20 protein-coding genes are annotated in these 25,701 nt (G+C 67.7%); 7 read left to right on the top strand and 13 right to left on the bottom strand.

The features are described 5' to 3' along the window. Window positions 1-2: 2 nt before the first annotated feature. The 3 genes from ABE463_RS08945 to ABE463_RS08935 are packed head-to-tail and all read right to left on the bottom strand — an operon-like array spanning window position 3 to window position 3,884. Entirely contained in the window at window positions 3-2,129 is a 2,127-nt protein-coding gene (locus tag ABE463_RS08945) for an EAL domain-containing protein (protein ID WP_259261492.1), read from the bottom strand. Beyond that, window positions 2,126-3,058, bottom strand: coding sequence for a phosphate/phosphite/phosphonate ABC transporter substrate-binding protein (locus ABE463_RS08940; protein WP_123730705.1), 933 nt, complete (start codon window positions 3,056-3,058; stop codon window positions 2,126-2,128). Before ABE463_RS08940 ends, ABE463_RS08945 begins: the two co-directional genes overlap by 4 nt. 52 nt (window positions 3,059-3,110) lie before the next feature. Next, entirely contained in the window at window positions 3,111-3,884 is a 774-nt protein-coding gene (locus ABE463_RS08935; protein ID WP_259261490.1) for an RNA methyltransferase, read from the bottom strand. A gap of 119 nt (window positions 3,885-4,003) precedes the next feature. Between ABE463_RS08935 and ABE463_RS08930 the strand changes: the two genes are divergently transcribed. Continuing rightward, a complete protein-coding gene (locus tag ABE463_RS08930; protein ID WP_019182815.1) occupies window positions 4,004-4,831 on the top strand; it encodes an inositol monophosphatase family protein in 828 nt (275 codons plus the stop codon). Between the two features lie 469 nt (window positions 4,832-5,300). Here ABE463_RS08930 and htpX read toward each other — a convergent pair whose 3' ends face one another. Beyond that, on the bottom strand, window positions 5,301-6,173 hold the full coding sequence (gene htpX / locus ABE463_RS08925; RefSeq protein WP_121038240.1) for a protease HtpX: 873 nt from the start codon (window positions 6,171-6,173) through the stop codon (window positions 5,301-5,303). Window positions 6,174-6,266: 93 nt separating this feature from the next. Between htpX and gluQRS the strand changes: the two genes are divergently transcribed. The 3 genes from gluQRS (at window position 6,267) to phaR (ending at window position 8,615) form a co-directional block, all read left to right on the top strand. Continuing rightward, window positions 6,267-7,172: a tRNA glutamyl-Q(34) synthetase GluQRS gene (gene gluQRS, locus ABE463_RS08920; protein WP_346467921.1), complete on the top strand. Its 906-nt coding sequence runs from the start codon at window positions 6,267-6,269 to the stop codon at window positions 7,170-7,172. A gap of 53 nt (window positions 7,173-7,225) precedes the next feature. Further along, window positions 7,226-7,966, top strand: coding sequence for an acetoacetyl-CoA reductase (gene phbB / locus ABE463_RS08915; RefSeq protein ID WP_346467920.1), 741 nt, complete (start codon window positions 7,226-7,228; stop codon window positions 7,964-7,966). 121 nt (window positions 7,967-8,087) lie between these two features. Next, a complete protein-coding gene (gene phaR, locus ABE463_RS08910) occupies window positions 8,088-8,615 on the top strand; it encodes a polyhydroxyalkanoate synthesis repressor PhaR (protein WP_346467919.1) in 528 nt (175 codons plus the stop codon). A 121-nt stretch (window positions 8,616-8,736) separates the two neighbouring features. On the opposite strand, the gene ABE463_RS08905 is transcribed toward phaR, so the two are convergent. The 6 genes from ABE463_RS08905 to ABE463_RS08880 all read right to left on the bottom strand — a co-directional run bounded on the left by ABE463_RS08905 (window position 8,737) and on the right by ABE463_RS08880 (window position 16,265). Beyond that, complete coding sequence (locus ABE463_RS08905) at window positions 8,737-9,699, bottom strand: TraB/GumN family protein (protein ID WP_259261648.1); 963 nt, start codon at window positions 9,697-9,699, stop codon at window positions 8,737-8,739. 2 nt (window positions 9,700-9,701) lie between these two features. Further along, window positions 9,702-10,643 carry a DUF1684 domain-containing protein gene (locus tag ABE463_RS08900; protein WP_346467918.1) on the bottom strand — a complete coding sequence of 314 codons (942 nt, stop codon included), beginning with the start codon at window positions 10,641-10,643 and terminating at the stop codon, window positions 9,702-9,704. A gap of 10 nt (window positions 10,644-10,653) precedes the next feature. Next, window positions 10,654-12,525, bottom strand: coding sequence for a DNA mismatch repair endonuclease MutL (mutL, locus tag ABE463_RS08895; protein ID WP_346467917.1), 1,872 nt, complete (start codon window positions 12,523-12,525; stop codon window positions 10,654-10,656). Window positions 12,526-12,632: 107 nt separating this feature from the next. Beyond that, entirely contained in the window at window positions 12,633-14,213 is a 1,581-nt protein-coding gene (locus ABE463_RS08890) for an N-acetylmuramoyl-L-alanine amidase (protein WP_346468016.1), read from the bottom strand. Window positions 14,214-14,301: 88 nt separating this feature from the next. Further along, complete coding sequence (tsaE, locus tag ABE463_RS08885; protein WP_259261485.1) at window positions 14,302-14,784, bottom strand: tRNA (adenosine(37)-N6)-threonylcarbamoyltransferase complex ATPase subunit type 1 TsaE; 483 nt, start codon at window positions 14,782-14,784, stop codon at window positions 14,302-14,304. Between the two features lie 2 nt (window positions 14,785-14,786). After that, entirely contained in the window at window positions 14,787-16,265 is a 1,479-nt protein-coding gene (locus tag ABE463_RS08880; protein WP_346467916.1) for an NAD(P)H-hydrate dehydratase, read from the bottom strand. 72 nt (window positions 16,266-16,337) lie between these two features. Here ABE463_RS08880 and queG point away from each other — a divergent pair, with 72 nt between their 5' ends. Together queG and xseA are read left to right on the top strand one after the other, a co-directional pair. Next, window positions 16,338-17,426, top strand: coding sequence for a tRNA epoxyqueuosine(34) reductase QueG (gene queG, locus ABE463_RS08875; protein WP_346467915.1), 1,089 nt, complete (start codon window positions 16,338-16,340; stop codon window positions 17,424-17,426). Between the two features lie 60 nt (window positions 17,427-17,486). Then, window positions 17,487-18,827 (top strand): exodeoxyribonuclease VII large subunit, encoded by a 1,341-nt coding sequence (gene xseA / locus ABE463_RS08870; RefSeq protein ID WP_346467914.1) that lies wholly within the window; start codon window positions 17,487-17,489, stop codon window positions 18,825-18,827. A 31-nt stretch (window positions 18,828-18,858) separates the two neighbouring features. Here the strand turns inward: xseA and ABE463_RS08865 are convergent, their stop codons facing one another. Both ABE463_RS08865 and ABE463_RS08860 read right to left on the bottom strand, forming a co-directional pair. Then, window positions 18,859-19,761 carry a M48 family metallopeptidase gene (locus ABE463_RS08865; RefSeq protein ID WP_346467913.1) on the bottom strand — a complete coding sequence of 301 codons (903 nt, stop codon included), beginning with the start codon at window positions 19,759-19,761 and terminating at the stop codon, window positions 18,859-18,861. A 109-nt stretch (window positions 19,762-19,870) separates the two neighbouring features. Further along, the gene (locus ABE463_RS08860) at window positions 19,871-21,745 is read right to left on the bottom strand and encodes a formylglycine-generating enzyme family protein (protein WP_346467912.1); all 1,875 of its coding nucleotides are present in this window, start codon (window positions 21,743-21,745) and stop codon (window positions 19,871-19,873) included. Between the two features lie 213 nt (window positions 21,746-21,958). On the opposite strand from ABE463_RS08860, the gene rnd reads away from it, so the two are divergent. Then, a complete protein-coding gene (gene rnd, locus ABE463_RS08855) occupies window positions 21,959-23,038 on the top strand; it encodes a ribonuclease D (protein WP_346467911.1) in 1,080 nt (359 codons plus the stop codon). An 86-nt stretch (window positions 23,039-23,124) separates the two neighbouring features. Here the strand turns inward: rnd and ABE463_RS08850 are convergent, their stop codons facing one another. Next, entirely contained in the window at window positions 23,125-25,470 is a 2,346-nt protein-coding gene (locus tag ABE463_RS08850) for a TonB-dependent receptor (protein WP_346467910.1), read from the bottom strand. Between the last annotated feature and the right edge of the window lie 231 nt (window positions 25,471-25,701).

Below are 25,701 nucleotides of genomic sequence, written 5' to 3'. Positions count from 1 at the left end.
CGTCAGCTGCCGGCCTCGAGCAGCTGCACCACGTCCGTGGCGCTGACCGGGTGGCTCAACCAGTAGCCCTGGGCCAGGTCGCAGCCGCGCTGGGCCAGCAGATCGAACTGCACTTCCTGCTCGATGCCTTCGGCCACCACGGTGATCCCCAGCGCATGGGCCATGGCGATGATCGCCGTGGTCAAGGCCAGGTCGTCCGGGTCACGCTGCATGTCGGCCACGAAGCTCTTGTCGATCTTGACCCCGTCCACCGGCACCTGGCGCAGGTGGCTCAGGCCGGAGAAGCCGGTTCCGAAATCATCCAGCCAGACCTTCACGCCCGTCCGGTGCAGCTTGTCCAGCAATGCGGCGGCCAGCATTTCATCACCGATCACCGCCGTTTCGGTCAGCTCCAGATGCAGGCGCGACGCCGGCAGCCCGGTGTCGCGCAGGCAGTCGGCAACCAGCGTTGGCAGCTCGCCACCGCGCAGCTGGCGCGGTGACACGTTGACCGAGACGAACAGGCCTTCGCCATCGGCACCCGGCGGCCACTGCACCGCCTCGGTACAGGCCGCGCGCAGCACCTTGGGACCGATCACTTCGATCAGGCCGCTCTGCTCGGCCACTTCGATGAACACCGAGGGCGGAATCGTGCCCAGGGTCGGGTGCTGCCAGCGCAGCAGCACCTCCACGCCGACCATACGGCGGTCGCGGGTCCGGTAGATCGGCTGATAGGCCAGCCGCAGCTCGCCGCGCTCCCAGGCGCCGCGCAGCTCCTGCTCCATGTGCACGCGGCGCTCGACCGCATGGTCCATCGCCCGGCTGTAGTAGCGGTAACAGTTTTTACCGGCCATCTTGGCCTGGTACATCGCGATGTCGCCGTTCTTGAGCAGCGTGGTGGCATCGGCGGCATCGTCCGGGAACAGGGTCACGCCGATCGAGGTGCCCAGGAACAGCTCCCTGCCCTGTACCACCAGTGGCTGCCCCAGCTCGCGGACCAGGATTTCGGCCAGCTCGCGGGCGCGGGCAGCCACGTCACCTTCGCCGATCAGGATCACGAACTCATCGCCACCGAAGCGGGCCAACAGGGCCTCATCGCCACCGGCCTGCGCGACCGCGGCGCTGATGCGCTGGGCGAACTGCAGCAGGGCTTCATCGCCAGCCTCATGGCCGAGGGTGTCGTTGACGCGCTTGAAATCGTCGATGTCGGCGAACAGCAGTCCCAGCCGGTGGCCCGACGCACGCGCGGCCATCAGCCGATGGTCCAGCGCTTCGCGGAAGGCCAGCCGGTTGGTCAGACCGGTCAGCGCGTCGGTATAGGCCATGTGCCGCACTTCGCGGTCATGCCGGGCGATGGCCTGGCTCATGCGACCGAATGCCCGCACCAGTTCGCCTACCTCGTCCTGGCGATGGCTCTGGCGCATCTGCAGGTTGTAGTCGCCCGCCTCGATCTGGCGGGCGGCGCCGGCCAGCCAGCGGATCGGGGTGACCAGCGTGCGCTGCACATAGATGATCACCACCGCGCCAATGCCGACCAGCAGGCCCAGCATCAGCAGCAGCCAGCCCAGATGCCGCTTGCCGACCTGCTGCAGCCGCTCGCCCAGGGTCTGGTTGGCTTTCTTTTCCATCGCCTGGACATCATCCAGCGCCATGCCTACGCGGACCCCGCCGATGCGCTGGTTGCCGATCATGATCGGCATCGCGTTGTCGAGCACCTTGGGCGACTGCTGGACGACCAGCTCGCGCGCACCGACCGCACCGGTCGCCAGCGGATCGCGCATCGGCTGACCGAACTCGAGCACGTCCACCGAGCCATCGTGGATCAGCCGGCCGTTCTCGTCGAACACCAGCACGTAGCGCACCACCTGCTGGCGCGAGGTGTTGCGCACCAGCGCGCCGACCTGCTCCAGGTCGTTGTAGTACAGCGGGTTGGCCAGCGCATCGGACAGCTCGCGCGCCAAGGCCTCACCCCGGCTGCGCACGCTGCGGTCGAACAGGTCATGGATGACGTTGCCGCTGAGGTGCTGGACCTCGCCCTGCATCGTCGCCTGACGCCCCAGCACCACCGCCACGATGGCCACCACCACCAGCATCGCGCCGCTCATCGCCAGCACGAACTTTGCCTGCATTCCGGAACCCAACCGACTCATTCCACTTCCATCCGCACGCGCGTCAAGCCCTGTTTCAATTCATCCAGCCGGTGCTGCATCTGTGCATCCACGCGGTGGAACCCGGACGTACCAAAAAACACATTCAATGCACTGCGTCCCTGCGGGTCCGAGGCGGCCTCCAGCAGCACCTCCTGCAGGCGGTCGCGGACCCGCGGGTCGAGCCCTTCGCGCACCATTTCCACAGCGCGCGGATACGGCTCGGTGCGGTGGATGACCCGGAAGTCACGCACGAAGTTGGCCGGGATACGCTTGCCGTCGGCCCAGTCCACGCTGCTCACCGCCCCGGCATCGACCAGCCCCTTGTGGACGAAGGTGGCGATGTTGGATTCGGACCGCGCGAACACATAGCCCACGCTGTCCGGTGCCGCCGTGTCACCCAGCGACGCCAGAATTTCCGGGGTTTCGCCATGCTGCAACAACGTCATCACCGGCACCAGGTAGGCGCTGGTGGAGGCCACGTTCTGCAGCGCCAGCGTATGCCCGCGCAGATCTTCCAGGGTCTGGATGGGGCTGTCGCGGCGCACGAAGAACACCGTGTGGTACTCCCGCACGCCGCTGCGCTCGGTCAGCAGCAGCGGCCTGGCGCCGCTGCGCAGGCCCAGCGCGACGGCGGTGCCGGAGGTTTCAGTGACCCAGTCGACCCGGCCGCGGCGCAGATAGCTGCCCATCTGCTGGGCGTCCCGCGCCATCAGGATGCGGCCTTCGGTAATGCCGACATCGCGCATGCGCGGGATCACATAATCCAGCAGGGGCTGCAGCTGTGCATAGTGAGACTTCGGGTCGTCGCTGATCCTTCCCAGCACCAGTTCGTGGGCGGGACCGGCCCAGGCCGACCCCGTCGTCGCGGCGATGGCCAGACACAGCAATACGCTCTGCAGCAGCCTTCGCAGTCCCGACAAGCCCATCACTCCCCCCAAGGAATCGAGACAGACTACCCGAAAAAGTGAGAACTGCGTCGGCTTACAGGGGCTTATTTGTCGCCAATCTCGCCATGCGCTGTGCGTCGGACAGAATGCCGCGCAGCAGCCGCACTTCCTGCTCGCTCAGCTCGGTACGCAGGAACAGGCGGCGCAGCTTGCGCATCGCCGATTCGGGGGCACGGCCCTTGTGGAAATCGATCTCATCCAAGGTGTCACCCAGCTGGCCGAACAGGCCTTCCACCTGGGCATGGCTGGCCGGCGCTTCGCCGAAGCCGGGGTCGGCCGGCATGGCGGCGGGGGCATCGGCCGCGCCGAGAATGGCCATGCGCACTTCATAGGCCAGCACCTGGACGGCGGCGGCCAGGTTCAATGAACTGAAGTCCGGGTTGGACGGAATATGCACGGCGGCGTGGCAGAGCTGCAGCTCTTCGTTGGTCAGGCCGGTGCGTTCACGGCCGAACACGAAGGCCACTTCGGCCGGCTCGGCCGCCTTGGCCAGCACGCGCTGGGCGGCCACGGCCGGCAGCAGTTCTTCCAGCTGGACCCGGCGCGAGCGGGCGGTACAGCCCAGCACGAAGCGGCAGTCGGCCACGGCCTCGGCCAGGGTCGCCACGACCGGCGCGTCGCCGAGGACGTCTTCGGCACCGGCCGAGCGGCGGAAGGCCTCTTCATCCAGCGGTTTTTCCGGGGCGACCAGGACCAGGCGGCCCAGGCCCATGGTTTTCATGGCACGTGCGGCCGCCCCCATGTTTCCGGGGTGCTGGGTGCCGACCAGGACGAAGCGGATGCGGGCGGGAGCGGTTTGAACGGACATGAACAGGCCAGATGCGAGCAGGACAGCGACAAATGGTAAACTGTGCGACCGGCCTCTGCGCCGGGACCGCTCTTTTCCCCCGCCAAACCCCTACTCTGCCTTTACGGGAGCTTTTCGCCATGCAGAAACCCGCCGTCACCGTCATGGTCAAGGCCGCCCGCCTCGCCGGCAACGTCCTGTTGCGCAACATCAACAAGCTCGAGGCGTTGAACGTCGTGCAGAAGGGCCGCATGGACTATGCCAGTGAAGTCGATGCAGATGCGGAAAAGGTCATCGTCAAGGAACTCAAGCGCGCCTATCCCGAGTACGGGATCATGGGTGAGGAAGGTGGCGTGCAGTCGGTCAACCGTTACATGTGGGTCATCGATCCGCTGGACGGCACCAGCAACTACCTGCGCGGCTTCCCGCACTACTGCGTGTCCATCGCCCTGGTCGAGAACGGTGAGCCGATCGACGCGGTGATCTTCGATCCGCTCCGCAATGAGTTGTTCACCGCCAGCCGTGGTGCGGGCGCGGTGTTCAATGACCGCCGTATCCGGATTGCCGAGCGCAAGGATCTGGGCGGCGCGATGATCCATACCGGTTTTGCACCGCGTGAGCGTCAGCGCACGAGCGCGCAGCTGAAGGCGGTGGACGCGCTGCTGGTGCAGGCCGAAGACGTGCGCCGCACGGGTTCGGCGGCGCTGGATCTGGCCTATGTGGCCTGTGGCCGTGCCGATGCGTACTTCGAGGCCGGTGTGAAGGCCTGGGACATCGCCGCCGGTGTGCTGCTGGTCCGTGAGGCCGGTGGCCGTGTGTGCGATTTCAAGGGTGCGACCCCGGCCCGTATGGACAGCCGCGGTCCGGAGACCCAGCAGATCGTGGCTGGCAATGTGAAGATCAGCGATGCGCTGCAGAAGGTGCTGGTCAATACGGGCTACGCGGCGGAGTTCGACGCGAAGTTCTGATCGGGCTGGATCTGATCTGCATGATGACGGCGCCTTCGGGCGCCGTTGTTGTTTGTGGGCTGTCATCGTGCGCCGTTCTGGACGCGTCATAGCGAGCCTGGCTCGTCGTGCTTCGGTAGTGTCGACCGCTGGCCGGCTGCTGTTGAATGCTGGCAACGGTAACGGCAACGGCAGCGGCAGCGGCAGCGGCAGCGCTTCCATTGCTGAGGGCGAGAGGCCGGTGGGTAGCCTGGGCCAAGACGCGCCGTAAACCCATCCCTGGGGGCTCGTGGGCGCCATCCATGGCGCCCTGACGGTCTTGGCCCAGGCTGCCCACCGGCCTCTCGACAGATCTCGATGTGGCGGATGGGAGAGCTCAACGCTCCTGACATCTACTGGACGGCACTGACATTTTTTGGTCGCGGGCGCCCGCCCAACAAAAAACGCCCGGCGGGAGCCGGGCGTTCTGCTCTGCGCACTGCGGTGTGGGTTACACCACGGTGTTGTTGGCGGCGCGCAGGGCGGCGATGCGCTCGTCCAGCGGGGGGTGGCTCATGAACAGCTTCTTGGCGGCGCCGCCGGCGATGCCGAAGGCGGCGATCTGGGTCGGCAGGGTGCTTTGGCCGTGGTTGACCTTGAGGCGCTCGAGGGCGGCGATCATCTTCTGGCGGCCGGCCAGGTGGGCGCCACCGGCGTCGGCGCGGAATTCGCGGTGACGGGAGAACCACATGGAGATCATGGTGGCGAACAGGCCGAACACCATTTCCAGGACAAACACGATGATGTAGTACGCAAAGCCGCGGCCGCCGCCTTCGCGGTTGCCGGACAGGGCGCTGTCGATGAAGCCGCCGACGATGCGGGCCAGGACGATCACGAAGGTGTTGAGCACGCCCTGCAGCAGGGCCATGGTGATCATGTCACCGTTGGCGACGTGGGCGATTTCATGGCCGAGCACGGCTTCGGCTTCGTCTTCGCTCATGTTGTGCAGCAGGCCGGTGGAGACGGCGACCAGGGCCTTGTTGCGGTTGGCGCCCGTGGCGAAGGCGTTGATTTCCGGGCCTTCGTACACGGCCACTTCGGGCATGCCGATGCCGGCTTCGCGGGCCTGGCGCTCGACGGTGGCCAGCAACCAGCGTTCGGTGGGGTTGCGCGGCTCGGTGATCACGACGGCGCCGGTGGAACGCTTGGCCATGAACTTGGACAGCAGCAGCGAGATGAACGAGCCGCCGAAACCGAAGATGGCCGCGAAGACCAGCAGGCCGCTCATCTGGTTGGGATTGACGCCCAGTACCGACATCACGATGCCGGCCAGGATCAGCACCGCAAAGTTGGTCAGCAGGAAGAGAGCAATGCGACTGAACATGGGAAAAGGACGCTCATGGGAGGTTGATGAATGCAAATCTGCGGTGACTTCAGCTTGAATTCAAGTCGCAAACTGACCGACGATTCATAGTTCATGTCCATGCCCCCCTACTGCGGCCGATTTGCGCCCTCGCCTACCGGCCCTCTGCACCCCGGCTCGCTGCTGGCCGCGCTGGGCAGCTGGCTGCTCGCGCGGCACGCGGGCGGCCGCTGGCTGGTGCGGGTGGAAGACGTCGATCCTCCTCGAACTGTGCCGGGCGCGGTCAGCGGCCAACTGGCCACATTGGCGGCATTCGGCCTGACCAGTGACGGGCCGGTCGTGCATCAGAGCCAGCGCGATGCGGTGTATCAGGCGGCGCTGGACCGGCTGCTGCGCGAGGGCAAGGCGTTTGCCTGCCATTGCAGCCGCAGCGAGCTGGCCGCGCAGGGCGGCATCCATCACCACTGCGTGGCCCGTGCCGAGCGTGCGCAGCCTGCCGTGCGGCTGCGGGTGCCGCCCGGCAGTGTGGTGGGGTTCGATGACGGATTGCAGGGCCGCATCGTGCAGGACGTGCACGCCGAGGTTGGCGACTTCGTGCTGCGCCGCGCCGACGGCTATTGGGCCTACCAGCTGGCGGTCGTGGTCGACGATGGCGCGCAGCAGGTGACCGATGTGGTGCGTGGGGCGGACCTGCTCGATTCCACACCGCGCCAGATCCTGCTGCAGCAGGCGCTGGGTTTGCCGACACCGCGCTATCTGCATCTGCCGCTCCTGCTCGGCCCGGACGGGCGCAAGCTCTCCAAGTCCGAGGCGGCGCTGCCGGTGGATCCGGCCCGGCCGCTGCCGGCCCTGCGCCGGGCATGGGCGCAGCTGGGCCAGGCGCCATCGATCGGTGCGGAGGGCGATGATGTGGGCGGGTGGCTTCAGCAGGCCGCCGCCGGCTTCGATCCGGCCCGGTTGCCACCTGGCGACATTTCCACCCTGCACGCCGCTGGCGAGGCTGCCCCTTTTGCCCCCTGATGTTGCAGAATCGCTTTCCCCCTTGTTGGCCCTGCCTTTCGGAGTAGCTGCTCATGACATCTCGCGTCGCACTGGTCACCGGTGGTACCGGCGGTATCGGTACTGCCATCTGCCAACGCCTGGCCGACCAGGGCCATCGGGTCGCCACCAACTACCGTGACGAAGCCAAAGCCAGGGCCTGGCGCGAGAAGATGCTGGCGCGCGGCTGCGACGTAGCGATTTTCCCGGGCGATGTGTCCGACCCCGGCACCGCCGAAAGCATGGTGCAGGCGGTCGAAGCGGCGCTGGGCCCGGTCGAGATCCTGATCAACAACGCCGGCATCACCCGCGACACCACCTTCCACCGCATGCGCGCGGACCAGTGGCACGACGTGATCAACACCAACCTCAATTCGGTGTTCAACGTCACCCGTCCGGTCATCGAGGGCATGCGCCGCCGCGGCTGGGGCCGGGTCATCCAGATCAGCTCGATCAACGGCCTGAAGGGCCAGTACGGCCAGGCCAACTACGCCGCGGCCAAAGCCGGCATGCACGGCTTCACCATTTCGCTGGCGCGTGAGAATGCCGGCTTCGGCATCACCGTGAATACGATTTCGCCGGGCTACGTGGCCACCGACATGGTGATGGCCGTGCCGGACGAAGTGCGCGCCAAGATCATCGCCGACATCCCCACCGGCCGCCTCGGCAAGCCGGAGGAAATCGCCTACGCAGTGGCCTTCCTGGTCAACGAGGAAGCGTCCTGGATCACCGGCTCCAATCTGGATATCAACGGCGGCCACCACATGGGGTGGTAAGGGCCGAAATTGCTGCACTCCATGTTGCGCAACATAAATGCGGCCCCTTGCTACCTATGGCGGTTGCATAGGCTGCTGCACTGCGCCATGCTGCGCGCCTACTGTGATGAGTGACTGCTTCATGGCTGCGACCCGCATTATCAAGAAGTATCCGAACCGCCGGCTCTACGACACGGAAATCTCCAGCTACATCACCATAGAGGATGTGCGCCAGCTGATCCTGGACGGTGAGGACTTCGAGGTGCGTGACGCCAAGAGCGGCGATGACCTGACCCGCTCGGTGCTGCTGCAGATCATCGCCGACCAGGAGCAGGACGGCGAACCGATGCTGTCCACCCAGCTGCTCAGCCAGCTGATCCGCTTCTATGGCGACTCGCTGCAGGGCTTCATGGGCAACTATCTGGAGCGCAGCATGCAGGTCTTCCTGGACCAGCAGCAGCAGTTCCGCCAGCAGATGGGCAATCTCCTCGGCCAGACCCCCTGGGCGATGATGAACCAGCTGACCGAGCGCAACATGGAGATGTGGCAGGATTTCCAGCGCAACATGGGCGGCGGCTTCGGTGGCCGTCCGGGTGGCACTGGCACGGGTACGGGTACCGGCAAGAAGCCGGAAACGCCGGCACCGGGCGCAGGCAAGACCCGCCGCTGAGCCCCCGCTCGGCGCAACCAAGAAAAAGGCGCAGCCCTCGGGCCGCGCCTTTTCTCGTTTCAGGGACCGGCGACGTCGTCGACCCCATCCGGTCGACCCTATCGCCCTCCAGCCGCGCGCATCAGCGCTTGGGCTTGGCGCAGCCGGTGCAGACGCGCTCCACCTTGTAGCCCTTGGCACGCAGCTTTTCGACCACACCGTCGTTGCCGAGCAGGTGCAACGTGCCCACCACCACCATCGTGCCGCCCTGCCCGGCCTGCAGATGCTGCTGCAGCTTGGGCACCCAGGCATCGTTGCGGTCGGTGTTGATGCGCTTGTACAGCTGCGGGTACTGGCCGCGCATTTCGGTGGCCATCGAGGTCCACAGCAGCGTGTCGTCGCCGCGGCGCCAGGCGTCATGCAGCTTGCGGCCCATCTCGTCGCCCTTGCCGGCCTGCTCAAGCGCCTCGGCGACCATCTGCTGCTGCTCCTTGGCCGACATCCCCGACAGCACGGCGATCTGGGTGTCGATGTCTTCCAGCCCGGCGGTGGCCTTGCCGGCGCTGGCGGCGCGGGTCATGAAATGGCGATCCAGCCCAAGCGCCGGGTCCAGGCCCATCTTGGTGAACTGGCTCAGGGTGATGGTCAGGCCGACGAACCACGGCTTCATGCCCTGCAGTTGGGCCAGCGGCAGCTTGTTCTCCTGCGCATAGGCCTGCAGCTTGGTCCAGGTCGCGGCGTCCAGGTCGCGTTTCAGCTCCGAGCCATCGGTGCGCATCGCGGCCTGCACCATTTTCTGCGCCAGCTGCGGCGATTCCATGTCCTGCGGCGACAGCTCGAACACCACTCGCTGGGAGGCGGTGAACGCCTGATCGACATCAGCAGAGAGCGGATAATCGGTGGGCTGCAGGAGATGGAACGAGCCCAGCAGATACAGGCGGCTGTCGCCCGGGCCGGTGACCTTCCACAGCAGCGGGACCGGCGGGGTGGCCTTGGCCGCTGTCGGCGCGCTCGGCGCCGCCGGGCGCGCTTCGGCGCTTCCCGTACCGACCAACAGGCTCGCAGCGATCAGCAACGGGGATACGACACGCGACAACATCGAGATCATCAAGCCTCTCCTTCAGGGGCGTGGTACGCCTGCTCACCTGCGTCCACACGCAGGTCCAGGCGGTTTTCAGGGGGTGTCAGTGGACAGGTCGCGAACGGCGTGAACGCGCACGGCGGGTTGTAGGCGTGATTGAAATCGATCACCACCCGGCCCTGCGCGTCGGGCGCGGGCAGATCGAGATAGCGGCCAGCCGGATAGCTGCCGTGGCCGCTGGTGCGATCGCCGAAGATCACGAACAGCTCGCGCCCAGGCTCGCCGATCGCCTCCAGCCGCCAAGTGTGGCCGTCGCGTTCGAATTCCAGCGTGCCGGCATTGGGCATGTTCGTGGTCAGCCCGGTGATGTCCACGATCGGCAGCGTCTTGCCGGCCGGATGTGGCACGAAGCGCGCGGTGATGCGCCACGACGGGCCACCCGGCCAGTACGTCAGGCCGGTGAAGTTCGTCCGCGAGGGGGCATCGGCGTGCTTGACCCGCAGCGCGAAGCGCTCACCGCGATGGATCAGGCTGAGCCGGCCCTTGTCGTCATCGAAGGCGATGACGGTCGGCGTTGGATCGCGATCGCTGAAGAAGCGGATGCGGCCGGTGACCGGCTTGCCCTCCACGCGCATCGGCACGCCACGCTCCGGCGTGAACCAGACGGTGCTGCCCTCGCGCGCGACCATGCCGAGCTTGTCCGGGCCGACCGCCAGGCGGATGCCGCTGCCCGGCCCACGCCCGATGTAGTGCGCCTTGTACTCCAGCCAGTGCAGGCCAACCAGGCTGGTCCAGCCATCGGCGGCGTGCAGCGCTTCGTAGCGCTGTTGGCGCCACTGCTGTTGTTCGGCCTCGAAGGCCGGATCGATCGCGACCTTCGCCGGTGCTGCCTCGTTCTTTTCGCCACACCCCGAGATACTCACTGCCAGCAGCAACGCAGTCGCCCACACTCCCCAGTGCTTCCCCATGACCTTCCTCTCAGCGTCCACGCAGGAACCAGCGGTCGATTTCCGCCAGCGAAAAACGGGCCCAGGTCGGTCGGCCGTGATTGCACTGACCCGAGCGTTCGGTGATTTCCATGTCGCGCAGCAGGCCGTTCATTTCCGGCACGGTCAGGCGCCGGTTGGCGCGCACCGCGCCGTGGCAGGCCATGGTGGACAGCAGTTCGTCGCGGGCACTGGCAATGCGTCGGCTCTGCCCATGCTCACGCAGGTCGGTGAGCACGTCGCGCAGCAGCGCTTCGGGTTCGGCATTGGCCAGCAACGCCGGAATGCTGCGTACGTGCAGTGAACCGGGGCCGGCGCGGGTGATCTCAAAGCCCAGCGAGGTCAAGGTGTCCGCCTCGCGCTCGGCAGTGTCGGCATCGCGTTCGCCCACCGCCAGGGTGATCGGCACCAGCAGCGGCTGCGCATGCAGGCCCATGCCGTCATGTGCGGTTTTCAGCCGCTCGTAACCGATGCGCTCGTGTGCGGCGTGCATGTCCACCACGATCAGGCCTTCGGCGTTCTCGGCCAGGATGTAGATGCCATGCAACTGGGCAATCGCATAGCCCAGCGGTGGCACGCCACTGTCGGCCGCGGTCACCGGCAGGCCGTTTTCAGTCGGCATCGGCGGCAGGCTGCTGGCCGCTGCGGTACCGCCCGGCGCGCCATACAGCGCTGCGTAGGCGGATGGCGCATCGGCCACACGCAACCCCAACGGTGATTGCTGCGGGCGCCAGTCGCCGCCCATGCCACCGCCAGCGCCGTTGCCGGCGAGTGCATCGCCGGTACTGCCCGACGTCGGCAGCCCGTAAGCGGGGGCCGCCGTGGCGGCACTCTCGGTGGCATGCACCTGGGGGCCGGCCGCGGTCATGCCGGCACGGGTTTCGGCCAGCGCTTCCTTGAGCGTGCGGTAGACGAAATCGTGGATCAGGCGCGAGTCGCGGAAGCGCACTTCATGCTTGGCCGGATGCACGTTGACATCGACGCGGGTCGGGTCGAGTTCCAGGAACAGCACGTACGCGGGCTGACGACCGTGGAACAGCACATCGCCGTAGGCCATCTTCACCGCATGGGCAACGCTGCGGTCGCGCACCGAGCGGCCGTTGACGTACAGGTACTGCTGATCGGTGCTGGCCCGCGAATAATGCGGCTGCGCGATCCAGCCGTGCAGACGCAGGCCGGCACCGCTGTGATCCACGCGCAGTGCCTGGTTGGCGAAGTCTTCGCCCAGCGTTTCGCCCAGGCGCGCATCCGAGTACAGATCCCCGGGCTTATAACGGCGCGAGGGCTTGCCGTTGTGCGACACGCGCAGTTCGACATCCGGGCGCGCCAGCGCGAGCGAGCGCAGCCACTCTTCGATATGACCCAGCTCGGTGCGCTCGGCGCGCAGGAACTTGCGGCGCGCCGGCACGTTGTAGAAGAGCTCGCGCACTTCCACCGTGGTGCCGGGCGCCTGCGCGCGCGGGGTGACTTCGCCCAGCCGGCCGCCCTCGATATGCAGGGCCGAACCGTGCTCGTCGATGGCGCGGCGCGAGCTCAGGGTGAAGCGGCTGACCGAGGCGATCGACGGCAGCGCTTCGCCGCGGAAGCCGAGCGTGGCCACCGATTCCAGATCGTCCAGGCTGGCGATCTTGCTGGTTGCATGCCGCGACACCGCCAACGGCAGATCTTCCGGGGCGATGCCACCGCCGTCGTCGCGGATGCGGATCAGCCGCACACCGCCCTCTTCCAGGTCGATATCCACCCGGGTGGCGCCGGCGTCCAGCGCGTTTTCGACCAGTTCCTTGACCACGGACGCAGGGCGTTCGACCACTTCGCCCGCGGCGATCTGGTTGATCAGGATCTCAGGGAGTTGGCGGATGCTCATGCGCACCTCCGGGCAAGGGAGATGGCAGGCGTGGCAGCGGTGGGAATTCGGGAAACGGACGTCATCCCGTGATGATAGCGTGCGCCGGGCGGTGCAGCCCGGAGGGGTTACTTGCTGCCGCCCGCCACGGTGCTGGCGGCATCGATTTCAGCCTGGGCGCGCGCGGCATACAGGGTGCCCGGCGGCGGCTGACGGCTGAAGAAGGTATGCACACCGTCCAGCACTGCGCCGGCGATCTGGCGCTGGTAGGCCGGATCGATCAGGCGGCGCTCTTCATCGGGGTTGGAGATGAAGGCGGTTTCGACCAGCATCGCCGGCATGTCCGAGGTGCGCAGCACCGCGAAGTTCGCACGTTCGATGTTGGGCTTGTGGTTCTTGCCGATCCGCTTCAGGCCGCCCAGCACATGCCCGGCCGCGTCTTCGGAGGCCTTCATGTAACCGCTCTGGGCCAGATCCAGCAGCACGTTGGCCAGGGTGCCTTCGGTCTGCTGCAGGCGCACGCCACCGACCAGATCGGCGGCGTTTTCCTTGTCGGCCAGCCAGCGCGCTCGCTGCGAGGAGGCGCCCTTGGTGGAGAGCACGTACACCGACGAGCCGGTTGCTGCCCGGTTCTCGGCGGCATCGGCGTGGATCGAGATGAACATGTCGGCCTTGGCCGCACGCGCCTTCTGCGCGCGCATCGGCAGCGGAATGAACACGTCGCTGTCGCGGGTCAGGTAGGCCTTCAGCCCGGGCGTCGCGTTGATCTGGCGGGCCAGTTCACGGGCCACCGCCAGGGTGATGTCTTTTTCGCGCTTGCCGGTTGGGCCGACCGCGCCGGGATCCTGGCCGCCATGGCCGGGGTCGATCGCGATCACCAACGGACGCATGCCGGCGCGCATCTTCACGCGCGAAGCATCGCTGGGCATGGCAGGACGCGGGTTGTCCTGCAGCGCAGGGGTCGGCGCGGGCGTCGGAACCGGCGCACTGGCCACGACCGCCGGGGTCGACTGACCGGCCAGGATCGCGGCCGGCGAGGCGCTGTTGCTAGCCGCGTTGGCGGTCCCTGCGGCAGCGACGTTGACCGTGGTGGCCGTCGCGGCAGCCGGGCCCGGCGCCGAGGTGGCGACCGTGGCGCTGGCCTGCTGGCGCACCGACGCGGTCAGCAAGGCGGTGGCGCGCGCTGCATCGCTGCGTGCCTGTGCCGTCTGGGCGGCGGTCGGTGCCGGCGCGGCGGCCGGCGTCGAAGCCGCTGGCGTGGGCGAAGGCGCTGCGGCCGGGGTGGGCGCGGGCGCACTGGCAACGGTGGTCGCGGCCGGCGCATCGCCCGGCCACTCGATCACCAAGCGCGACTCGTCGCCCTGCTTGATCATCTGCGGGCGGAACGGAGCGACCGATTCGGCCAGGTCGAACACCACGCGGAACGTGCCCGGCACCGGCTGCCCGGTGCGGACAGCAGTCACCACGCCCTTGGGCGCAGGCAGTTTGAGGTTGCGGATCGCGCTGGAATCCGGGAAATCCACCACCAGCCGGTTCGGACCGGCCAGCGACAGGGTCTTGTAGCCCCCGCTGCCGGCCAGCGAAATCTCCGCACGGGTCCCGGTCGCACCGGTCTCCACGGCCACCTGGCGGACTTCGCCCGCCCACGACAGCGCGCTCGCCAGACAGAGTCCGACGGCAGTGCAGAGGGCGGCGAGTGATTTCCCCATTGGCATGGGTCTGGATTCAATCACCGCGCTGAATGAAATGCAACTCCTTTTCCCTTAATAATCCGTAACCTGCCGGTGTTTCCTAGTGTCAGCCGACAGAAAGGGCCTGCAAGTCACCCCCTTGGGGCAGCCGTGCGAGCCATTCACGACCGGCCGGACTGGTGGCGGTGAGCCGGGCGCGACGCCCCTGGCCCTGGATATCCAGCGCCACTTCGAGGTCCGTCGGCGGCAATGCACCGGCACCGCGCTCGGGCCATTCGACCAGCCACAGCGAGGCGCTGCCTTCGTCCAGCCCGAGGAAATCCAGCTCCTGCGCGTTGCCGATCCGGTACAGATCCAGGTGCCAGGCCTCGTGGCCGTCGGCCAGCGGGTAGCGCTCCACCAGGGTGTAGGTCGGGCTGCGGATCGCCCCCTGCACGCCCAGCGCGCGCAGCAGTGCGCGGGCCAGGGTGGATTTGCCGGCGCCCAGGTCGCCCTGCAGCTGCATCACCGCCTGTGGCGGCCGGGTCGCGGCCAGCCATTGCCCGAGCAGGTCGGTGTCTTCGGTCTGCGCGAGGAAAAACTCGATCATGTTCAACCGTCCGGATTGACCAGCCGGCGCAGCGGCGCCAGCAGATCGGTGGGAAACAGGCCCCGCTGGCCGTCACTGGCGGCGGCATCGCCGGCCAGGCTGTGCAGCAATGCGCCGGTGCTGGCGGCATCGAAAGCGCCCAGCCCCTGCGCACGCAGGGCGGCAATGATGCCGGTGAGCAGGTCGCCCATGCCACCCACGGCCATGCCTGGATTGCCGGCGGCCATCACCCGCGGCAGCGCATCGGGCGCAGCGACCACGGTGCCGGCGCCCTTGAGCACCACCACCGCGTGGAAACGCTCGGCCAGCGCTTTGGCCGCCGTGAAACGGTCGGCCTGCACCTGCGTGGTGCTCAGCCCGAGCAGGCGCGCGGCCTCGCCCGGGTGCGGGGTCAGGATCGCGTCATGGAGCGGCTGCGGCGCCTTGGCCAGCAGGTTCAGGGCGTCGGCATCGATCACCAGCGGCTTGCCGCTGGCCAGCACCTGCCGCCACAGTTCGTGCGCCCAGTCGTCCTGGCCCAGGCCTGGCCCGATCGCGATCACACCGGCACGCGGCAGCAGGGCCTGCAGCTCCTGCGCGTCCTGTACGGCATGCACCATCGCTTCGGGCAGGCGCGCCAGCAGCGGGGCGACATGCGGTGACTGGGTCGCCACACTGACCAGCCCTGCGCCGGCGCGCAACGCCGATTCACTGGCCAGCATCACCGCGCCCCCGCTGCCGAGGTTGCCGCCCACGCACAGCACGTGGCCGGATTCGCCCTTGTGGGTATTGGCGCGGCGCGCCGGCAGCTGCGCGCGCAGGCGCGGTTGCTGCCAGCACTCGGCGCTGTGCTGCACGCCTTCGCCAGCGTCGGCAGGCAGATCCAGCGCGGCCAGGCGGCGACCGCCGACATGCTCCAGCGCTGCGCCGGTATACAGCCCCTGGTGGCGCACGATGAACTGCAGGGTGACCGTGGCACGGATGGCAACGCCGGGCACGTGACCGGTGCGTGCATCCACGCCGCTGGGCACGTCCAGCGCCAGCACCGGCACCCCAGCGCCGTTGATGGCCGTGATCAGATCCACCGCGGCACCGGCCGGCGCGCGGTTCAGACCGATGCCGAACAGCGCGTCCACCAGCAGGTCCATCGGCGGGAGAACGCCATCGAAGCGCGCCACCGCACCGCCGGCGGCGAGGAACGCCTGCTCGGCCCGCTGCGACAACGGTGTAGCCGGCGCATCGGTGTCCAGCCGCAGCACCGTCACCGGGCGGCCGGCTTCACGGGCCAGACGGGCCAGCACGTAGCCATCGCCGCCGTTGTTGCCGCCCCCCACCACCACACCGATGCGCTGCGCCTGCGGCCAGCGCTCCAGCAGGCAATGCCAGGCGGCCTGGCCGGCCTGTTCCATCAGCGAGGCACCGCCATCGCCCAGCAGGGCACTGGCCTGCGCATCCAGGCGGCGCGCAGCGGCGATATCGAACAGTTCAGCAAGCTCGGGCATGCCGGGATTCTATACTTGTCGCCCAGGCGCAGCCTTGCCGCGCCCTTCCCAGGCTCCGTTTCCGCCCAGGCCATGTCCGCCGTTCCCCTGCCCGCCCCCGTCCATCTGGCCCGTGCCGCCGACCGCATCCGTGCGATCGCGGGCGTGCACGGCTTCCAGCGCTGCGGCGTGTCCGGCATCGATCTGCGCGAAGACGAGGCGCACCTGGCCGATTGGCTGGGCAAGGGCCTGTACGGCACGATGGAGTGGATGGCGCGCCACGGCACGCTGCGCGCACGGCCGGATGAACTGCTGCCGGGCACGGTGCGGGTGATCTCGGTCGGCATGGATTACGGCCACAAGGACGACGCCGAAGCCTGGGCCACCCTGCACGATGGCGACCGCGCCTACGTGGCGCGCTATGCGCTGGGCCGCGATTACCACAAGCTGATGCGCAACCGGCTGCAGAAGTTCGCCGACAGCATCGCCGCGGAGATCGGGCCGTTCGGCTACCGCGTGTTCGTTGATTCGGCCCCGGTGCTGGAGCGCGCGCTCGCCCGTAATGCCGGGCTGGGCTGGATCGGCAAGCACACCTGCCTGATCGACAAACAGGGCGGCTCGTGGTTCTTCATCGGCGAAATCTACGTCGACCTGCCGCTGCCGGTGGATACACCGGCCACCGCACACTGCGGCACCTGCACGCGCTGCATCGATGTCTGCCCGACCCAGGCGATCATCGCCCCGCACCGCCTGGATGCACGCCGCTGCATCTCCTACCTCACCATTGAACACGACGGCGCGATTCCCGAGGACATGCGCACGGCGATGGGCAACCGCATTTACGGCTGCGACGACTGCCAGCTGGTCTGCCCCTGGAACAAGTTCGCCAAGCGCACCGACGAGCCGGATTTCCGCGCGCGCAACGATCTGGACACCGCCTCGCTCGCCCAGCTGTTCGCTTGGGAAGAAGACGAGTTCCTGCGCCGCACCGAGGGCAGCCCGATCCGCCGCAGCGGACATGAACGCTGGCTGCGCAACATTGCCGTGGCGCTGGGCAATGCCCCCAGCCACGCCGAGACACTGGCCGCGCTGCAGGCACGACGTGAGCATCCTTCAGCCATCGTGCGCGAGCATGTCGCCTGGGCGCTGCAGCAGCACGCCGACCGCACCACTGCGGGATGAAGCAACGCCGCCGACGTGCGACCATGGCCCCCCGTTCGTACCGTTTGGCCTGACTCCTCCATGGACCGCAGCGCGCAGATTCTCACGCCCAGCCAGCTCAACATCCTGGCCCGCGACCTGCTGGAAGGCGCGTTCCCGCTGATCTGGGTGGAGGCCGAACTGGGCAGCGTGACGCGCCCGGCCTCGGGCCATCTGTATTTCACGCTGAAGGACGCGCGCTCGCAGATCCGCGCCGCGTTGTTCAAGCCCAAGAGCCAGTGGCTGAAGTTCGTGCCGCGCGAAGGCATGCGCGTGCTCGCCCGTGGCCGGTTGACGCTGTACGAAGCACGCGGTGAGTACCAGATGGTGCTCGACCACATGGAGGAAGCCGGCGAAGGCGCCCTGCGGCGCGCCTTCGAGCAGCTCAAGGCGCGCCTGGAGGCCGAGGGCCTGTTCGCGCCGGAGCGCAAACGACCGCTGCCGGCGCATGTGCGTCGTCTGGCAGTGATCACCTCGCCCACCGGCGCGGCGGTGCGCGACGTGCTCAGCGTGCTTGAACGGCGTTTCCCGATGCTCGAGGTCGATCTGCTGCCCAGCCTGGTGCAGGGCGACAGCGCTGCCGCGCAGATCACCTCGCTGCTGCGTGGCGCCGATGCCAGCGGCCGCTATGACGTGATCCTGCTGACCCGCGGTGGCGGCTCGATGGAGGATCTCTGGGCCTTCAACGATGAGCAGCTGACCCGCGCGATCGCGGCCAGCCAGACCCCGGTGGTGTCTGCCGTGGGGCACGAAACCGACTTCAGCCTGGCCGACTTCGCCGCCGATCTGCGCGCGCCGACGCCGTCGGTCGCGGCCGAACTGCTGGTGCCTGATCAGCGTGACCTGCTGCTGCGTGTGCGTCGCCTGGATGCGCGTCTGGCGCAGCTGCAGCGGCACAGCGTGGGGCAGGCCATGCAGCGCGCGGACCGTGCCCTGCTCCGCCTCAACGCGCAGAGCCCGCAGTCGCGCCTGCAGCTGTTGCAGCGTCGCCAGCAGGACGTCGCGCGCCGCCTGCACGCAGCGTGGTCCACACAGCATCAGGGCCGTCTGGCCCACCTGCGCCACGCGGCGGCCGTGCTGCGCAGCGGTCATCCGCAGCGCCGGCTGGATGCCCTGCGTGAGCGCCTGCAACGCCTGCAGCCGCGTGCGGACAGTGCGATCGGTCGCCAGCTGCAGCGCGACGCCCTGCGCCTGCGTGCGCTCGCCCGTTCGATGGAGGCAGTGAGCCCGCTGGCCACCGTCGCGCGTGGTTACGCGATCCTGACCCGCGAGGACGATGGCAGTCTGGTGCGTTCGCCGTTGCAGGTGCGCCCGGGCGACACGCTCAAGGCACGCGTGCAGGAAGGCGTGATCGACGTAACGGTCAACGAGCCGGCGCGCTGATCCGGCGGACCCAGGCCGCTGCGGTTCGCCTTCAACGCCCTGCGCTTTCGCAGAATTTCTGCCGGTACTCCATCGCCTTGGGCATCAACGCCTGCAGGTTCTGGATGCGCGTGCCCGGGTTGGGATGCGTGGACGCGAATTCCGAGGTCGATTGCCCACCACTGGCCTGCCCCATCCGCTCCCACAGCGGAATCGCTTCCTGCGGATCGAAGCAGGCCGCCGCGGCCAGCATCAGGCCCACTTCATCGGCCTGGGTTTCATGGCTGCGCGCGTACGGCAGCAGGTAGCCGTAGCCCATCGTCGACATCATCATCTGCTGTTGCTGCGGGTCCATGCCGCTGGCGGCACCAGCCATCTGCCCGATCTGGGTCATCTTCTGCTGGGCCATGCGCTGGGCGCCATGCCGCAATAAGGCGTGCGCGATTTCATGGCCCATCACCACCGCCATCGCATCCACCGTACGCGCGACTGGAATCAACCCGGTGTAGACCGCCATCTTGCCGCCCGGCAGGCAGAAGGCATTGGCCTGATCGGAGGGGATCACGTTGACCTCCCATTCGAAATCACGCGCGAAATGTGCAGGTTTCAGGCCATGCTCTTCGGCGAGCGCGGTTTCCACCACGTCCACCTTGGCGATCAGGCGCTGGGCGATCGCCTGGATTTCGCGCGACTGCGGCGCACTGGGATCCAGCGGTCGCTCCTGCGCCAGGATCTCCTGGTAGGCCTGCAGGCCCAGCGCCTTTTCCTGGGTCGCATCGAGCGAGCTGTCGATCAGCACGCTCTCGCCGGTGTAGGGATCCACGGCGCGGTTGGAGAACCAGTAGAACGCGGCATAGCCGGCAAACGCCAGAAGCACCCACCAGCGGATGTTGCCGAACAGCCCTGGCCGCCGGGCGCGGCCCTGCTGCTGACCGCCGAATGGATCGTTGCGCATGCGCGTGGTTCCTGAGATGGCCGCGGCACCCTGCCCGACACTGTGCCAATCCTAGAACGCGCGCCGGGGGGCCGGGTGAAATCCCGTCACCCCACGACGGGGTGATCCCTCAGATGCCTCGGACCAGCCGGAAGCCGATCCGTGCGCTGGTGGTGTCCGAATCCTGCGATTGCCGCCAGGCCGCGCGGGTCTGCGCCGGCGCATTGGCCCAGTTGCCACCGCGGATCACGCGCTGCCGGCAGCCCGGGTTGAACCAGGCCACGCCATCGGACGGTGCCCGCCGGTAGCTGGCATGCCAGCAGTCGGCCACCCATTCGCTGAGGTTGCCGGCAATGTCGTGCAGGCCCCACGGGTTGGGATCGAAGCTGGCCACCGGGGCCGGGCCCCAATACCCATCGCCGTAGCCGACGAAGGCGTTGTACCAGTGCCGTCCGGAGGGCGAGACATCCTCGGCCCCGGTGAAATTGCCCGCACGCGCTGGCGGTGTGCCCGCATCACCCCATGGATAACGGCCGCTGCTGCCCGCGCGCAGCGCGTACTCGAATTCGGCTTCGCTGGGCAGGCGGTAGGAGCGCCCGGTCTGCTCGGACAGCCACGTGGCGTAATTCTCGGCGTCGCGCACGCTGACGTGCATCACCGGCAGATTGGCGATCGCCTCGGCGCCGTTGTAATCAGACTGCCAGTCCACGCCGCTGCGGCGCACGAAGTTGCCGCTGCGCTCGTCATACACGATCGAGTGACCGCGACGCGTGGCGCGTGGGCGGGTCTTGGTGGCCTGCACATAACGGCGGAAATCGGCGACGGTCACTTCCGTGATCGACATCGCGAAGCCACGTTCGAAACGCACGTAATGCGAAGGTTTTTCGGCATCGGTCGCACCGAGCTCATTCTCGGCCGCGCCCATCTGGAAACCGCCGTGCGGCACCACGATCATCTGTGGCCCGCGGCCGCCATCGCGCAACGCATCGCTGAACACCTGCCGCGGCCGGAAGCTGCCGTAATGCGTCACCAGTTCGATCCGCTCACGCAGCTGGCCGACGACAGGGTCGCCGGGCAACGCGATGCGCAGCGCATCCTCCAGCTTCTGCCGGGCCGGCTTGAGCCCCTGCGGCGTGGCCAGATCACGCAGGCCTTCGTTGCGCAGCCGCAGCAGGATATCCGACCGGATTTTCTCGATGCGCTCGAAGGCATCGGCGATGGTGATCGATGAATCGCGGACCTTCGCCGCTTCGGCCAGCCAAGTCCCGGCCGCGGCGAAATCGGTGGCCCGCGCGGCGGTCTCGGCACGGCGGATCAGCGCGCTCTCGGCGGCGGCCAGGCCCTGCCGGGCGCGCGGGTTGTCCGCATCCAGCGCCAGTGCCTCGCGGAAATTGGGGATCGCGCCGTCGCCATCCTCGCCGATGCGGTCCGCGCGCAGATCGTCTTCACCGGCACGGTTGTACGCCACCACACGCTGGGCGATCTCCACCCGCGACTGCAGCTCACGCACCTTGGCATCATCCGGTGCCAGCGTGAGCAGCACCAGGGCCATCTCACTGGCCTGGGCAAGCGCCTCACGCTGCTTGAGCGGGCGGTCCAACAACGCGCCTGCCTCCTCCAGCAGCCGCTGCCGGGCACGTTTCAGGCCGGTCTCGGCCGCACGGTCTTTGGGGTCATGCTGGAGCAGCGCGAGCCAGATCGGAATCGCATCCTCGGCCGTGCGGTACAGGCGACCTTCCTCGAAGGCACGTGCCGCGTCACGGCGCGCCTGGGTCACGTCGCCGTCGCCAAGGGCCAGTGCCGGCGCCTGCCAGCGTTCCACGGTTTCAGCGGCGTCCTCGCCCCCGATGGTGACCTGGGCAACCGGTGCGCTGGTCGTCGCCGGTGCAGCGGCGGGCTTGGCGACCGGCGTTGCCGACGGCGCGGGGGCCGGGGCGGGAGAACACGCGGCCAGCAGGCCCAACAGGCCAGTGAACAGCAGCGGCAATGTGCCTGAGGGTCGCAAATGGGGTTCCTTGGGGCGTGTCATCGTGACGCGATGAGGGTCCAGGTGGCATGCCGCAGGCGCGGACAGGGGATCATCATAATCGTCACCGTCCCGGGCGGCGACCGTCCACGGCCCGGGCGTTCATCACCGCACGGCGGTATGCCGGCCGTGGCACAGGGTTAGGCTATCCTCCCCGACCTGAGCACCCCTTTGCAGTACATGGAATCCCACGTGGCTTACTGGATCAAAACCCCGGCGGAACTGGACGAGCGCTACCGCCAGCGCCCCACCCGCATCGGCCTGGACACCGAGTTCATCCGCGAACGCACCTATTGGCCGCAACTGGCGCTGGTGCAGATGGCCGTCGGTGATGAAGTCCTGCTGATCGACCCGCTCATCCCCGGCATGAACGAGGCCCTGGCCCCGTGGCTGGCCGACACCTCGATCCTCAAGATCATGCACAGCGCCAGCGAAGACCTGGTCACTTTCAAGGTCGCCTGCGGCGTGCTGCCGCGCCCGCTGTTCGACACCCAGATCGGTGCGTCGCTGGCGGGCATCGGCGGTGGCATGGGCTACCAGAAACTGGTCACCGCGGTCACCGGCGTCACCCTCACCAAGGGCGAAACCCGCTCGGACTGGATGCGCCGCCCGCTTTCGGACGCGCAGCTGGAGTACGCCGCCGACGACGTGGAGTACCTGTTCCAGATCCACGACACCCTCGATGCGCGCCTGACAGAACTCGGTCGCCGCCAGTGGCTGCAGGACGATGCCGAGCGCCTGCTCGCCAGTGTCGAACACGATGAAGAGCGTTGGCCGCACGTGGCGATGCGCTCGGCACAGTTCATGGACACCGCTGCGCAGCTGCGCCTGCTGCGGCTGCTGCGCTGGCGCGACGTGCAGGCGCGCGCCAGCGACAAGCCACGCAGCTGGGTGCTCGACAATGAACTGGCTGCCGTGCTCGCCCGCACCCCGCCGGCCGATGTGGAGGCGTTGTCCAAGCTGATGGAAGGCTTCCCCAAGGCCCCGCGCAAACTGGCCGCCCAGGTGTGGCAGGCGCTGACCACCCCGCTTGCCGATGAAGCCGAGGCACCGCTGGCGCTGCCGGCCAACGATGCCAACAAGCAGGCCCTGAAGCGGCTGCAGGATGCCGTCAGCGCGCGCGGTGCGGAACTCGGCCTGCCCGATGGCGTGCTCGCCTCGCGCAAGCATCTGGAAAGCTATCTGGAAAGCCGCCAATGGCCGACCGCGCTCGCGGGCTGGCGCCAGGCGCAGCTGGAGCCGATCCTCTCGGCGCTGTTGCCCCCTGCCTGAAACGACAACGCCCCGCATCAGCGGGGCGTTTTTCATCGATCCGGCTCACCGGCGCCGCAGCAATGCGGCACCGGTGATCGCGTGACTTACCAGTTCATGTTGAGCGAAACGCCCACGGTGCGCGGTTCGTTGTAGACCGCGGCCATGTAGTTCTCGATCACACCCTTGAGGTTCTTCTCATTGGTGATGTTGCGCGCGAACAGCGCCACTTCCCAGGCACCGTAGTTGGCGGAGTAGCCCAGCTTCAGGCCGCCTTCGAAGCTGCCCTTGGAGTTGAACTCGGCCGAGTCGTACAGCACGAAGCTGGTATACCCCTGCTTGTTCCAGTCGGTGGACACGAAGAACACATCGCTGTCATTGACCGGCATGTCGTAACGCGCGGCCAGGTTGATGTTGTACTTCGGCGCGTTCGGCAGCGGGTTGCCGTTGATCTGCGCGAAGGTGTTGGCACCGACCTTGATGGTCGGGTCATTCACGGTGCAGACCACGGCGCCGTTGAGGGCGCAGACCTGCGCGTACACGCGGTCGTCCTGGATTTCGCTGTGCAGCAGGCTGATACCGGCGCTCAGGGCCAGGTTCGGGATCGGGCGCAGCTCCATGTCCGCTTCCAGACCGTAGGCCTTGGCCTTGTCGGCGTTGAACAGCACGCCGTTGCCGTCCGAATCGTTGCCGTTGAGCTGGATGTCGTTGACCACGTAGGTGAACGCGGCGGCGTTCACGCGCAGGCGGTTGTCCCACAGGCTGCTCTTGATGCCGGCTTCCCAGGACAGGATGGTTTCCGAGTTCGCCGTGGTGAAATCGGCATTGAACACGGCCGAACGGCCCTGGATGGTCGGGCCGCGGAAGCCCCGGGCCACGCGCGCATACACGCTCAGCTGCGGGTTGAACGCATACATCGCGCTCAGGTCCCAGCTCGGCGTGGTGTCGGACATCTCCACGTAGGTGCGGCCCTTGTAGGTCACGGCACCGGCGGCGGTATCGGCGGTCTTGAGCAGACGGGTCTTCTTCTCATCCTTGGTCTGGCGCAGGCCGGCGGTCAGGGTGAACTTGTCGGTCACGTCATAGCTGACCTGGCCGAAACCCGCCCAGGAGGTATTGACGTTGCGCAGGCGCACCCAGTTGTTCGGGTTGCGGGCATTGCCCTGCAGGAACCAGGCGCGCTGGTAGAAATCGGTGGTGTCGCGGCCGTCGAAGTAGAACGCGCCGACCTGCCACTTCAGGCGGTTGTCATCGGCGTTGGCCAGGCGGAATTCCTGGGTCCACTGGTCCAGATCGCGGATCTGGCCCATCGACTGGCCGTAGCCGTTCGGCACGCCATTGACCGGATAGTTCACCGCGGCGCCGCCGTCGGTGTCACCGCGGCTGTAGCCGGAGGTGGTTTCGTAGGCGGTGATCGAGGTCAGCGAAACGTTGCCGAAATCGTAGATCGCCTTCACCGAGCCGCCGTAGGTCTTGTAAGCCTGCGGGTTGTTGTCGGCTTCGTCGTAGGCGACCTTGTCGCGCGGCACGTCGGTCTTGTTGGAGCCCTTGGTCACCGCGTTGCGCAGGAACAGGGTCGAGGTACCGTCGTAATCGCGCGCATGAGCCGAGGCCAGCAGCGAGAAGTTGTCGCTCGGCTGCAGCAGCAGCTGCGCGCGCACGTTGCGGTCATCGAAGCCGCCCATGGCGTTCTTCTTCGGCGAGACCGTGCCATCGGCGCTCGGGCCGCTGTAGGTGTTGTCGACGTAATCATCGCGGTGCTGGTACAGCGCCGACACGCGGAACGAGGCGATGTCGTTGATCGGGCCGCCGAAGCCGCCATCGATGGCCACGCTGCCGTAGGAGCCGTAGCTGGCCTGCACGCGGCCGCTGTAATCCTGGCTCGGCTTGATCGTGTCGAACTTGACGATGCCGGCGGTGGTGTTGCGGCCGAACAGCGTGCCCTGCGGGCCGCGCAGCACCTCGATCTGGTCCACGTCGTAGACCGGGTTGGACTTCAGCACCACGTGTTCAAGCACCACGTCGTCCTGGATGATCGACACCGGCTGCGAGGCACCCAGGTAGAAATCGATGTTGCCCAGACCACGGATGTAGAAGCGCGGGAAGATGCGGCCGGTGGTGGTTTCGGCGTAGAAGCTCGGCACCTTGCCCGACAGGGCCAGCAGGGTGTCATCGCCGCCAGCGGTGTAATCACGGATCTTCTCGCCCTGCACCACGCCGACCGACACCGGCACTTCCTGCAGGTTGCGCTCGCGGTGGTCGGCAGTGACGGTGATGGTGTCCAGCGAGGTCGCGCTGGCGGACTGCGCGTCCTGCGCCGAGGCGGCAGCGGACAGCATCAGCGCAGCGGAGGCGCAGGCCAGCGCCAGCGCGCGGCGGCGCGGCAGCACGGCAGCGGAGAGGGAACGGGAGAGAAGACGCGTCGACACAGGGGCGTGGCGTAGAGCGGGCATGCAGAGGTCTCGGGTAGTACAGATCGGGGCATCCGACAGATGGCCGGGCACCATAGGAAATCGGCATCGCTGTGGAGACAGCGATGCGGCACGGTATTGGCTGGATGTTGCAGATTGGTGTCAGGGCGTTGTGGGCGACGGCTGTCCGGCCCCCCTGGTCCACTGGCTATGCGGCCGCGTTTTCTGGCGCGGATTATGCCCGCCTGGCGCGCCGCCCGGAAGGGCGCGCGG

Origin of the sequence: Stenotrophomonas sp. TWI819, assembly GCF_039673075.1 — a bacterium.
Taxonomy (GTDB): domain Bacteria; phylum Pseudomonadota; class Gammaproteobacteria; order Xanthomonadales; family Xanthomonadaceae; genus Stenotrophomonas; species Stenotrophomonas rhizophila_B.
The sequence above is the reverse complement of the archived record's forward strand: the minus strand, read 5'-3'. Positions and strand labels throughout refer to the sequence as shown.

Coding starts and splice junctions, on each gene's coding strand:
- ABE463_RS08945 (WP_259261492.1), bottom strand. CDS start 2,129: ATGAGTCGGTTGGGTTCCGGAATGCAGGCAAAGTTCGTGCTGGCGATG.
- ABE463_RS08935 (WP_259261490.1), bottom strand. CDS start 3,884: ATGTCCGTTCAAACCGCTCCCGCCCGCATCCGCTTCGTCCTGGTCGGC.
- ABE463_RS08930 (WP_019182815.1), top strand. CDS start 4,004: ATGCAGAAACCCGCCGTCACCGTCATGGTCAAGGCCGCCCGCCTCGCC.
- htpX (WP_121038240.1), bottom strand. CDS start 6,173: ATGTTCAGTCGCATTGCTCTCTTCCTGCTGACCAACTTTGCGGTGCTG.
- gluQRS (WP_346467921.1), top strand. CDS start 6,267: ATGTCCATGCCCCCCTACTGCGGCCGATTTGCGCCCTCGCCTACCGGC.
- phbB (WP_346467920.1), top strand. CDS start 7,226: ATGACATCTCGCGTCGCACTGGTCACCGGTGGTACCGGCGGTATCGGT.
- phaR (WP_346467919.1), top strand. CDS start 8,088: ATGGCTGCGACCCGCATTATCAAGAAGTATCCGAACCGCCGGCTCTAC.
- ABE463_RS08900 (WP_346467918.1), bottom strand. CDS start 10,643: ATGGGGAAGCACTGGGGAGTGTGGGCGACTGCGTTGCTGCTGGCAGTG.
- mutL (WP_346467917.1), bottom strand. CDS start 12,525: ATGAGCATCCGCCAACTCCCTGAGATCCTGATCAACCAGATCGCCGCG.
- ABE463_RS08890 (WP_346468016.1), bottom strand. CDS start 14,213: ATGGGGAAATCACTCGCCGCCCTCTGCACTGCCGTCGGACTCTGTCTG.
- tsaE (WP_259261485.1), bottom strand. CDS start 14,784: ATGATCGAGTTTTTCCTCGCGCAGACCGAAGACACCGACCTGCTCGGG.
- ABE463_RS08880 (WP_346467916.1), bottom strand. CDS start 16,265: ATGCCCGAGCTTGCTGAACTGTTCGATATCGCCGCTGCGCGCCGCCTG.
- queG (WP_346467915.1), top strand. CDS start 16,338: ATGTCCGCCGTTCCCCTGCCCGCCCCCGTCCATCTGGCCCGTGCCGCC.
- xseA (WP_346467914.1), top strand. CDS start 17,487: ATGGACCGCAGCGCGCAGATTCTCACGCCCAGCCAGCTCAACATCCTG.
- ABE463_RS08865 (WP_346467913.1), bottom strand. CDS start 19,761: ATGCGCAACGATCCATTCGGCGGTCAGCAGCAGGGCCGCGCCCGGCGG.
- ABE463_RS08850 (WP_346467910.1), bottom strand. CDS start 25,470: ATGCCCGCTCTACGCCACGCCCCTGTGTCGACGCGTCTTCTCTCCCGT.